This is a genomic window from Burkholderia sp. LMG 13014 (genome assembly GCF_905232215.1).
Lineage (GTDB): Bacteria > Pseudomonadota > Gammaproteobacteria > Burkholderiales > Burkholderiaceae > Burkholderia.
Genome location: NZ_CAJNKE010000187.1, coordinates 1 through 10,370, shown reverse-complemented (window position 1 = coordinate 10,370; position 10,370 = coordinate 1). Strand labels below are relative to the sequence as shown.

At 67.2% G+C, this 10,370-nt stretch carries 13 protein-coding genes; 9 read left to right on the top strand and 4 right to left on the bottom strand.

The features are described 5' to 3' along the window. Positions 1-93 (top strand): YXWGXW repeat-containing protein (locus JYJ84_RS19080; RefSeq protein WP_205189372.1); only part of this gene is annotated, 93 nt, incomplete at its 5' end. Here JYJ84_RS19080 and JYJ84_RS19075 read toward each other — a convergent pair. Continuing rightward, a complete protein-coding gene (locus JYJ84_RS19075) occupies positions 51-683 on the bottom strand; it encodes an acetoacetate decarboxylase (protein ID WP_236027465.1) in 633 nt (210 codons plus the stop codon). The two genes, JYJ84_RS19080 and JYJ84_RS19075, sit on opposite strands and share 43 nt — an antisense overlap. A 52-nt stretch (positions 684-735) precedes the next feature. After that, the gene (locus JYJ84_RS19070) at positions 736-1,962 is read right to left on the bottom strand and encodes a CaiB/BaiF CoA-transferase family protein (RefSeq protein WP_175219659.1); all 1,227 of its coding nucleotides are present in this window, start codon (positions 1,960-1,962) and stop codon (positions 736-738) included. A gap of 616 nt (positions 1,963-2,578) precedes the next feature. On the opposite strand from JYJ84_RS19070, the gene JYJ84_RS19065 reads away from it, so the two are divergent. The 6 genes from JYJ84_RS19065 to JYJ84_RS19040 are packed head-to-tail and all read left to right on the top strand — an operon-like array spanning position 2,579 to position 7,642. After that, on the top strand, positions 2,579-3,190 hold the full coding sequence (locus tag JYJ84_RS19065) for a c-type cytochrome (RefSeq protein WP_236027478.1): 612 nt from the start codon (positions 2,579-2,581) through the stop codon (positions 3,188-3,190). 37 nt (positions 3,191-3,227) lie between these two features. Then, positions 3,228-4,469, top strand: coding sequence for a cytochrome c (locus tag JYJ84_RS19060; protein ID WP_164462833.1), 1,242 nt, complete (start codon positions 3,228-3,230; stop codon positions 4,467-4,469). Between the two features lie 10 nt (positions 4,470-4,479). Next, complete coding sequence (locus JYJ84_RS19055; protein WP_011355005.1) at positions 4,480-4,659, top strand: hypothetical protein; 180 nt, start codon at positions 4,480-4,482, stop codon at positions 4,657-4,659. A gap of 10 nt (positions 4,660-4,669) precedes the next feature. Continuing rightward, complete coding sequence (locus tag JYJ84_RS19050) at positions 4,670-5,239, top strand: cytochrome C oxidase subunit II (RefSeq protein WP_175219657.1); 570 nt, start codon at positions 4,670-4,672, stop codon at positions 5,237-5,239. Then, positions 5,229-6,854: a b(o/a)3-type cytochrome-c oxidase subunit 1 gene (locus tag JYJ84_RS19045; protein ID WP_175219655.1), complete on the top strand. Its 1,626-nt coding sequence runs from the start codon at positions 5,229-5,231 to the stop codon at positions 6,852-6,854. The genes JYJ84_RS19050 and JYJ84_RS19045 overlap by 11 nt, the downstream gene beginning before the upstream one ends. Beyond that, the gene (locus JYJ84_RS19040; protein ID WP_122947182.1) at positions 6,851-7,642 is read left to right on the top strand and encodes a c-type cytochrome; all 792 of its coding nucleotides are present in this window, start codon (positions 6,851-6,853) and stop codon (positions 7,640-7,642) included. Before JYJ84_RS19045 ends, JYJ84_RS19040 begins: the two co-directional genes overlap by 4 nt. 65 nt (positions 7,643-7,707) lie before the next feature. On the opposite strand, the gene JYJ84_RS19035 is transcribed toward JYJ84_RS19040, so the two are convergent. After that, positions 7,708-8,901: a tyrosine-type recombinase/integrase gene (locus tag JYJ84_RS19035; RefSeq protein ID WP_175219653.1), complete on the bottom strand. Its 1,194-nt coding sequence runs from the start codon at positions 8,899-8,901 to the stop codon at positions 7,708-7,710. A gap of 104 nt (positions 8,902-9,005) precedes the next feature. Here JYJ84_RS19035 and JYJ84_RS19030 point away from each other — a divergent pair, with 104 nt between their 5' ends. Further along, a complete protein-coding gene (locus tag JYJ84_RS19030) occupies positions 9,006-9,218 on the top strand; it encodes a hypothetical protein (protein ID WP_205184345.1) in 213 nt (70 codons plus the stop codon). 69 nt (positions 9,219-9,287) lie between these two features. Continuing rightward, on the top strand, positions 9,288-9,668 hold the full coding sequence (locus JYJ84_RS19025; RefSeq protein WP_175219649.1) for a DUF4377 domain-containing protein: 381 nt from the start codon (positions 9,288-9,290) through the stop codon (positions 9,666-9,668). Between the two features lie 9 nt (positions 9,669-9,677). Here JYJ84_RS19025 and JYJ84_RS19020 read toward each other — a convergent pair. Beyond that, positions 9,678-10,370, bottom strand: a 693-nt coding sequence (locus tag JYJ84_RS19020) for an MFS transporter (RefSeq protein ID WP_205189371.1), incomplete at its 5' end; no start/stop codon positions are given.

The following is a 10,370-nucleotide window of genomic DNA, read 5'->3' as shown; positions in this document are numbered from 1 at the left end:
CCCGCGCCAGGCTATCACTGGGCGAAGGGGCATTACCGCTGGGCCGGAAATCATTGGGCGTGGGTGCCCGGGCACTGGGTAGCTGTGTATTGATCCTTGATGTTCACGTCGAACGAGTGAAAGCGCACCAGCTCGCACAGGCGGGGCGTGACGCCGTCCACGTGCGGGATGATCTTCAGCAGGAACCCCGGCGTCTCGAGCGATTGACGGACCTTGTCGATATCGAGCGCGTGGTACTTGTAGGTCATCGTCGCGGTCGCGACGCGCACGCCGTTGTAGTCGAGCGTGCCGACGAGGCTGTCGTTGCGTACCTCGAGCTTCGGTGACGCGAGCACTTTCGGGAAGCCGAGCAGTTCGCGCCCGGCCGCGATGCCGGCGAGGTTGTCGAGGTACATCGCGTGCGTGTAGCCGCCCGGCGCGCCGTCGAGCGTGACCGGAATCACCTGGCCCGATTCGGTATACGAACCGAGGCCGGTCGAGTCGGGCATCCGGATGAACTCGTATTTCACGACCGGCTCCACGATCTTCAGCGGCGCGGGCACCACGCGCTCGAGCGCGGCCGGGTCGGTGCGGTACGTGATGATGATGAATTCGCGGTCCACGAACCTGAACGGCGGCTTCGGGTACGCGGGGCTGGTCAGCGGCATCGCGAATGCGGATGCGAGCACTTCGGCTTCGGTCATCGTCTTCCCCTCGATGGGCGGCATCACGTGCCGCGATGCAAACGGATGCGGCTCAGTCGGCGCCTTCCTGCCTGACCGCGCCGTTCTGCAGCAGGCCGTCCGTTTCGACGGTCGAGAACCCCAGCGTGGCGAGCACCGAGCGCGTGTGCTCGCCGAGGCGCGGTGCACGGCGCGGCAGCTCCTTCGGCGTATCGGCGACCTGCAGCGGGCTCGCGACGGTGTGCCGTGCGCCGACCGCCGGATCGTCGATCGGCAAGAACACGCCGTTCTCGTGCATCTGCGGATCGTTGACGATCTCCTCGGCGATCTGCACGACACCGTAGATCACGCGCTGCGCGTCGAGCGCCTGCTTCCATTCGACGAGCGGGCGGCTCGCGAAGACGGGGTCGAGGATGTCGACGAGGGCGGCGGCGTGCTTCGCGCGCAGGTGGGCATCGGCGAAGCGCGGATCGCGCAGCAGATCCGGCAGGCCGACCGCACCGACGAAGCCGGGCCAGTCTTTCTCCTGCGCGGCCACGAGCAGCAACCAGCGATCGTCGGCGGTGCGATACGGATTGAGCAGTGCGTTCGGCGGCGTCTTGCGGTTGTGCTGGCCGAAGAAGCGCGCGCCGTTCAGGCCGCCCTCGATCCATGCGGCGGCCGCCCATGCGCCTTCCGCGATCAGCGACGTGCCGACATGGCCGCCGCGCCCGGTCTTCTCGCGCCGGTAGAGGCCCGTGACGATCGCCGAGTACAGCGTGCTCGCGGTGGCGTGATCACCGATGCCGGGGATCGGCAACGTCGGCGGGCTGCCCGCGTCGTGCGTGACTTCCATCAGGCCGGTGCGCGCCCAGTAGGCGGTAATGTCGAAGCCGGGGCGGTCGGCTTCAGGCCCGTGCGCACCATAGCCGGTGATGTCCGCATAGATGAGACGCGGGTTCAGCGGACCGACCTGTTCATAGGTCAGCCCGAGCGCGTGCTTCACCTTCGGCGGAAAGTTCGTGACCAGCACGTCCGCCCATTCGACGAGCCGCACGAGCACGTCCTTCGCGGCCGGATGCTTGAGATCGATCGCGAGGCCGCGCTTGTTGCGATTGGTGAGCTGCCACGCATAGTTGCGCTCGCACACGGGATTGGGCGGCGTCGCATAGAACTGCCGATACGGATCGCCCTGGCCGGGCGGCTCGACCTTGATCACGTCCGCGCCGTAGTCCGACAGGATCGTGGTGGCGGCCGGCCCGGCGATGTAGCTGGCGAGGTCGACGACCTTCAGGTCGGAGAAGATGTTGTCTGTCTTCACGATGCCTCCGTTGCCGCGTTCCGGTACTTGGGGAATCCTGCGGGAAATCGCCGACCGGCTACGCGAGCGGTCGTGCTGAACTCTAGCAACACGATGCGCGTGTCGAACTGGAGAAATCGCCAAAGGAAATTGTGGAAATACACGAGGTGGCGCGCGCAAGTCGTATGAGGAAACAAAGAGAGGCTTGATGCGGCAGGGGGCTGGCACTGATTGGTTGCGTGCGCATCTAATTTGACGCATGGCGGCATGCGGCTGGAAGCAGCAGGAATGCGTCGAATGAAGTGGCTACCTGCGCGTTCCTTGATCCTGAGCAACCTTCGAGCGATTTGCGCACGCGGTACGCGAATAGATTCCTTGAAAAGGTTCCAATTAGCTCCTAAGGTTAAACGCACTTCGCCCGGCGACACGATCGAGGCGATGCGTAGTGCGATCGTAAGCGTGTGCCACGCGATCGATTCGCGCCATCCGACGTGGTTGTTCCCCACACACAAGTCAAACGAGGACGCCGGTGACGTATCGCATCGCATTGTTCATCGTCGTGCTGACCGTGTTATGCATTGGATGGCGCGCGTCGGCCTACGCTGCCGAGCCGGCCACGGAAGCCGCGCCCGACACGATGCAGGCGCGCGTGATGGGCTGTGCTGCCTGCCACGGCGCGCACGGCGAGGGCACTGACAACGATTACTTCCCGCGTCTCGCCGGCAAGCCTGCCGGCTACCTGTACCTGCAGCTGCGCGCGTTTCGCGACGGCGGCCGCAAGTATCCGCCGATGAACTACCTGCTCGCGTATCTGCCTGACCCGTACCTGCACCAGATCGCCGAGCACTTCGCCGCGCAGCATCCGCCGTATCCGCCGCCCGCCGCGCCTGCCGCCGATCCGAAGGATCTCGAGCGCGGGCGATCGCTCGTCATGACGGGCGATCCCGCGCGTGGCGTGCCGGCCTGCGCAAGTTGCCACGGTCGCGAGCTGACCGGTATGGCGCCGGCGATTCCGGGGCTGGTGGGTTTGCACGCGAACTACATCAGCGCGCAACTGGGCGCATGGCGTTACGGCACGCGCCGCGCGGTGGCGCCCGATTGCATGCACGACATCGCATCGAAGCTGTCCGGAGACGACATCACGGCGGTCGCGGCGTGGCTCGCCGCGCAACCGGCGCCGCAGCATCCACTGCCCGCGGCGCAAGACGCAGCGAAACTGCCGCTCGCCTGCGGCAGCATGGGCCACTAGCCGGAGCCGCACCGTGATCCGCTCACGAATCCTCGAGATGCTCGCCGTCCTGCTCGCGTGCATCGTGCCCGCGCAGGCAGCCGATGCGCCGAAGCCGGCCGACCAGGCGCCACTGATCGCACGCGGCGAGTATCTGGCCCGCGCGGGCGACTGCATCGCGTGCCATACGATCCCCGCCGGCAAGTTGTTCGGCGGCGGCCGGCCGATGGAGACGCCGTTCGGCACGATCTATTCGCCGAACATTTCGTCGGACAAGGAAACCGGCATCGGCGCGTGGACGGCCGACGAGTTCTACCGGACGATGCACGACGGCCGGTCGCGCGACGGCGAGTTCATCTATCCGGCGATGCCGTTCGGGTCGTACACGAAGGTCACGCGCGCCGATTCGGATGCGATCTATGCATACCTGCTGTCGACGCCGCCGGTGCACCAGCCGAACCGCGCGCACGAACTGCGCTTCCCGTTCAACCAGCGGCAATTGCTGCTCGGCTGGCGCACGCTGTTTTTCCGCGAAGGCGAGTACCAGCCCGATCCGGCGCAATCCGTGGAATGGAATCGCGGCGCGTATCTCGTCGAGGGGCTCGGCCACTGCACGATGTGCCATACGCAGATCAACGCGCTGGGCGGCAATTCGCGCTCGAAGGCGTATCAGGGCGGGCTGATTCCGCTGCAGCAGTGGTACGCACCGTCGCTCACATCGAATCGCGAAGCGGGCCTCGGCGACTGGAGCCTGACCGAGATCGCCGATCTGCTGCAGGCCGGTATCTCGCATCGCGGCGCGGTTTACGGGCCGATGGCCGAGGTCGTCTACGACAGCTTCCAGTACCTGAACGACCAGGACGTACGCGCGGTCGCCGTGTATCTGAAGTCGTTGCCGGGGCGCTCGGGCGGCGAAGTCGATACGGCGCCGCCGCCGGCCACCGTCGCCGAGGAGACCCATCGCCTCGCCCCGCTCGGCCGCAAGATCTACGACGCGCAATGCGCGATCTGCCATGCGGCGGACGGGCGCGGCAAGCCGCCGCATTTCCCGCCGCTCGCCGGCAACCAGTCGATCCAGATGACGTCGTCGGTCAACCCGATCCGCATGGTGCTGAACGGCGGCTATGCGCCCGGCACGCGCCGCAATCCGATGCCGTACGGGATGCCGCCGTTCGCGCAGTTGCTGTCGGACGAGGAGGTGGCGGCCGTCGTCACGTTCGTCCGCACCACATGGGGCAATCACGGCAAGCCGGTGAGCGCGAAGGACGTCAACGCGCTGCGCTCGGCGCCGATCTTCTGAGGACACGACGATGCCATCGCCCGCGCCGCACGACGGTGCTTCCGACCCGGAACACGAACGCGTCGACGAGATCGTCCGGCGCGGCCCGCGCGGCGCGATCGCGCTGGCCGGCACCGCGACGGCGATCGTCGTCGCGCTGTGGTTCGCGTTTTACTTCCTGGTCTTCCTGCCGCGCGGCGTCATCCAGTAGCCCGATCACCATGAAGAATCTTTCCATCGACGACTCGACGCCCTCCGCCGATATCGCCGCCCGCATCGAACGGCGCTGGGCCACGGTGGCCGTGGGCATTGTGACGGTGATGGTCTGCATGGTCATCTATACGGGCCTGCACTGGGGCATGATGCCGCCGTCGCGCGTCGAGACGATCCGGCCCGAGTCGCTGCACGTCGCGGGCGAGTTCGTCGAGAGCAATCTCGGCAGCGCGCTGGAAGCAGACGGCTCGGTGACGGTGCGGATCGTCGCGCAGCAGTATTCGTTTACGCCGCAATGCGTGCTCGTGCCGGCCGACACGCCGATCACGTTCCGCGCGACGAGCGCCGACGTCGTGCACGGTTTTCTCGTGACCGGGACCAACCTGAATTCGATGGTGGAACCGGGCTATATCGCAACGTTTCGGACGCGCTTTCCCGAACCCGCCGATCACCTGATGCCGTGCCATGAATACTGCGGCACGGGCCATCAGGGCATGTGGGCGCACGTGAAGGTGATCGACAAGGCGGCTTTCCAGCAGATGGCCGCCGGCACCCGGAGACTGAGCTGTGTTAAATAGCCGACGCCTCGTCCTCGCGCATTTCTGGCTCGCGTTCATCTCATTTGGTGTCGCGCTGCCGCTCGGCGCGTGGCAGATGATCGTGCGCAGCCCGCTGCACTCATGGCTGCGCAATCCCGAGTTGTACTACCGGTCGGTGACGGAGCACGGCACCGTGATGGGCTATGTGTTTCCGACGCTGATCGCGATGGGCTTCGGTTATGCGGTGACCGAGCTCGCGCTGAAGCGGCCGCTGATCGGCCTGCGCTGGGCGTGGGGCGGGCTGGCGCTGGTGGCGCTCGGCGCGGTATCTGCCAGCGTGCCGGTCGCGATGGGGCGCGCGTCGGTGCTGTACACGTTCTATCCGCCGATGATCGGCAACGCGTTCTATTACATCGGCGTGGTGCTCGTCGTCGTCGGCTCGTGGATCTGGGTCGCGCTGATGTCGATCAATCTTGCCGCGTGGAAACGCGAACATCGCGGCCAGGCGGTGCCGCTCGCGATGTTCGCGACGGTGGCCGGCGCATACCTGTGGGGCTGGACCGCGGTGGGCGCGGCGCTCGAGGTGCTGTTCCAGATCCTGCCGGTCGCGCTCGGTTTCCGGTCGACCATCGATGCTGGGCTGGCGCGCGTGTTCTTCTCGTGGACACTGCACGCGATCGTCTACTTCTGGCTGATGCCGGCCTACATCGCGTACTACACGATCATTCCGCGCGCGATCGGCGGCCGCCTGTACAGCGATGCGATGGCGCGCATCTCGTTCATCCTGTTCCTCGTCGTGTCGATGCCGATCGGCATTCATCACCTGTTCACCGATCCGCAGGTCGGCGCCGGGTTCAAGTTCCTGCAATCGGTGTTCACGTCGCTGGTCGCGGTGCCGACGCTGCTGACGATATTCACGATCTGTGCGTCGGTCGAGATTGCCGCGCGGTTGCGCGGCGGCAAGGGCACCTTCGGCTGGCTCGCCGCATTGCCGTGGGACAACCCGCAGATGCTCGCGCTGGCCTTCTCGTTCGTGATGCTCGGCTTCGGCGGCGCGGGCGGCCTCATCAACATGAGCTACCAGCTCGACACGACGATCCACAACACGCAGTGGATCACCGGGCATTTCCACCTGATCTTCGCGGGCGCGATCGTCACGATGTACTTCGCGATCGCGTACGACCTGTGGCCGCACCTCACGGGGCGCGCGCTCACGCATGTGCGCCTGATGCGCTGGCAGCTCTGGCTGTGGTTCATCGGGATGATCGTCACGACATTTCCGTGGCACTGGGTCGGCATCCTCGGCATGCCGCGCCGGATGGCCTACTACGACTACGGCGATCCGGCGCTGGCGGCGCAGGCCGTGTGGGTCGCGATGTCGGCGATCGGCGGGCTCATCCTCGTCGCATCGGCGATCCTGTTCTTTGTCGTGCTGATTCGCGGGCATGCCGCGCCGCGCGTCGAACCCGACCCGTACCGCTTCAGCACGCCGGTGCACGAAACGCCTTCGGTGCCCGTCGCGCTCAACGGGTTCGCGCTGTGGCTGACGCTGATGATCGGCCTCACGGTCGTCAACTACGGCTATCCGATCGTGCAGTTGATGGCGCGCGACGATACGGCCGTGCCGGCGATCATGATCGGAGCGCACCCATGAGCGACGAACGCCTGTTCTCGCTGCGCAATCCGTGGTTCCGCGCGAGCGTCGGCGGGACGCTCGGCATTGCGCTGGTGTCGGCATTCGTCGGCTTCGTGTGGCTGCCGTCGGTGCAGCGCGATGCGCAGTTCCAGGGCGTGTGGAACGCGATCTGCAGCGCAGCCGGCGTGCCGCGTCAGTGGCTCACCGGCGGCGATGCACCGGTCATGCCGGCCTATCCGGTCAGTCACGTGGAAGTCACGCCGCAATTGCTGTCGGATGCGACGCGCCTGTCGATCGGCCGCGGCGCGACGCTGTCGCTTCGCTGCACGATGTGCCATGGCGAAAAGGGGATGAGCAACGCGAATTCGCCGAATCTCGCCGGGCAATACGCGATTGCCGTGTACAAGCAGTTGCGCGACTTCGCGGGCGACGCGCGGCAGAACGCGGTGATGTCGCCGATGGTGCGGGGGCTCGGCGATCAGGACATGCGGGATCTCGCCGCGTACTACGCGTCGTTGCCCCGGCCGGCTGCGCGGCGAACCGGCGACGCGCCGGACATCGTCGTGCACGGCGCGCCGATGCGCAACATCCCGGCTTGTGCGGCGTGTCACGGCGGCATCGATCACCAGACGGGCAGCCCGTGGCTCGACGGCTTGCCGGCCGCGTATACGAAGGCGCAACTGGCCGATTTCGCGAGCGGCGCACGGCACAACGATACGTCCGAGCAGATGCGCAATATCGCGCGCAACCTGACGCCGGACGAAATCGCGGCCGCCGCTGCGTGGTATGCGGGCGTGGCGCGCTGATCGAGCGGTTGAGGGCGGGCCGACGGTGCCGCATCCCGACAGGACAAAGCCGTCCCGTCGATCCTTCACCACCCGATCCGGTGCTTTTCCTCCGTCTCGCGATGCCGCCAGTCGTCATCCGCGTGCAGGTACTGGCTCGTCGTCGTGAGCGACACGTGGCCGAGGTTGTCGCGCACGAGCCGCAGGTCGACGCGGCCGTCGGCCATGTGCGAGCCCGCGCTGTGGCGCAGCCAGTGCGCGGACGCCTGTTCGAGCACGCGCGCCTGCTGCTCGCCGGCTTCGCCGTTCGCGCGCAACCGGTCGGCCGCGTGCCGGAACACCTGCTTCACGATCCGGTGCAGCGCCGCGCGCGTGAGCGGCTTGCGCGTCTGGCCGACCGGTAGCACGAGCGGCGTGGTCTCGCCGTCGGACGGCAACGCGGGCAGGCCATGCGCATGCCGGTAGCGCGACAGCTCGGCCATCATTTCGTCGGTGGCCGGCACGAGCCGCTGCCGGCCGCCTTTGCCCGTCACGTCGAGCCACCAGCGATCGCGCCCGTCCGCGTCGCGCCGGCAGAAGAACTGGCCCATCGTCGTGTCGGCCGCTTCAGTGATGCGCAGCCCGCCGAGATACAGCAGCGTGAACAGCCAGCGCGCACGATCCGCATGGAAACTCGTCCGTGCGTCGTCGCGCGGCATCGCGGCGATCGCGTCCTTGACCGACTGCCACAACGGCTGCCCGAGATGGCGCGTGACGCGCGGCGCGGGCCGGCGCTGCCGCTGACGCGACAACGCGAGCGGATTGCCGGCCAGGTAGCCCGCCTGCACGAGCCACGAGAACATCACGTTCAGGATCACCAGCGCCTGCCGCTGGCTGGCCGCCGACAGCGGCCCGTAGAACGGCCGCCAGCGCGGATCGTCGCGCGGATGCTTGCGCCCGCCGTTCGCGCACCACAGGTCGGCCGGTGCGGGAGCGAGCAGGAACTGCCGGTAGACGACCAGATCTTCGTGCGTGAGCGACGACAGCGGCTTGCCGCATGCGATCACGGCCCACAGCAGCAGGCGTTCGGCTTCCTTGCGATAGTTCTGGAACGTGGTCGGCGTATCGACGAAACGGGCGAGCCAGGCGCGCACCGCGTCGAGGTCGTTGGTCGCGGCAATCTGCGGATGCGCGCTGTTCGAGCGGTTGGTGCCCGTGCGTCCGTCGAGCGCGGCCGGCACGGTGAGTGCATCGATCGGCAGCGGGCGCAGCGCGGTGTCGGACGGAACGGGTGAGGTCATGCGAAGCGGGGTGCGCCGCGTGGATCGTACGCAGGGAGCCGGGCGGACGAACGCAGCGCGATCAGGCATATCGGGAAGCGCCGATGGTACACGATCGCCACGCAGTGAACCTGCCGGCAACGATCGCTTCGCTCAGCCGACGGTATGCCGTGCGGCAACGTCCCGACGCGCATCGCCTGTCGCGTGATGCCGATCAGCGAAAGAACCGCTGCATGGGCGACCCGCTGGCGGCGACGCACGCGGCCGAACCGGAACGCGGTAACGCGACGACTCCCAAGCGACATCCGGCGAGCGAGGGGGAGATCGATGATCTGTAAGCTGTTTGTGAACTTTCTCGTCGCACCGGCCGTCTAAACGGCCCTCCAACGCTTCCTGAGGACCATCAGATGATTCGCCCATCCAGAACGCTGCTCGGCGCGGCCGTCATTGCCGGCAGCACGCTCCTCGCCGGATGCCAGACCGACGCAGTCGCCACGGCGCCGAACGCGGTGCGCCCGGCTGACAGCAAGCCGGTGACCAAGACTGTCTATGTCGCGCCGCAATCCGCGCGCTGCACGGGCGTCGCGCCGATGGAGTGCCTGCAGGTGCGCAGCAGCCCGAGCGAGCCGTGGAGCCTGTGGTACGCGGGCATTGAAGGCTTCGCGTACCAGCCCGGTTACCTGTACACGCTCCAAATCGACGAATACCGCGTCGCGCAGCCGCCGGCCGACGGCTCGTCGATTCGCTGGGTGCTCAAGCGCGTCGTCGAGCGGCGCCAGGTGAACTGACAGGGGCGCTCACGCGGACGGGCGCGCTGCCGCACTGGCCGGCGGCGCGGCCGTATCGATCCGCCGGAACACGACGGACGACAGCAGCGTCACCACGCCCATGCACGCGAACGACAGCATGAATCCGTGCGCCATCGAGCCCCGATAGGCGGCAAACAGGTTGACGAGGCCGCCGCCGATCGACACGCCGAGCCCCATCGCCAGCATCTGCATCATCGTGAACAGGCTGTTGCCGCTGCCGGCGTCGGCATGCGACAGCCCCTTGAGCGTCACGCCGTTCATCGCCGCGAACTGCATCGAGTTCGCGGCGCCGAACACGATCAGCAGCACGCCTTCCAGCACCGGCGCGGGCCGCGCCGACACCAGCGCGAACCCCGCGATCGCACACCCGACGATTCCCGTATTCACGACCAGAAATGCCGCGTAGCCGAAGCGTTTCACGAGCGGCGCGATCCAGCGTTTCGCGATGACGCCCGCGATCGCGGCCGGCAGCATCATCATCCCCGACTGCAGCGGCGTATAGCCGAGCTGCACCTGCATCAGCAGCGGCAGCATGAACGGCACCGAGCTCGTGCCGATCCGGCACAGCAGGTTGCCGAGCAGCCCCGAACCGAAGTTCGGCTCGCGGAACAGCCCGAGCCGGAACAGCGGCTGCGCGACGCGGTATTCGTCGATTTGGAGCGTGTACAGGTAACCGGGCTG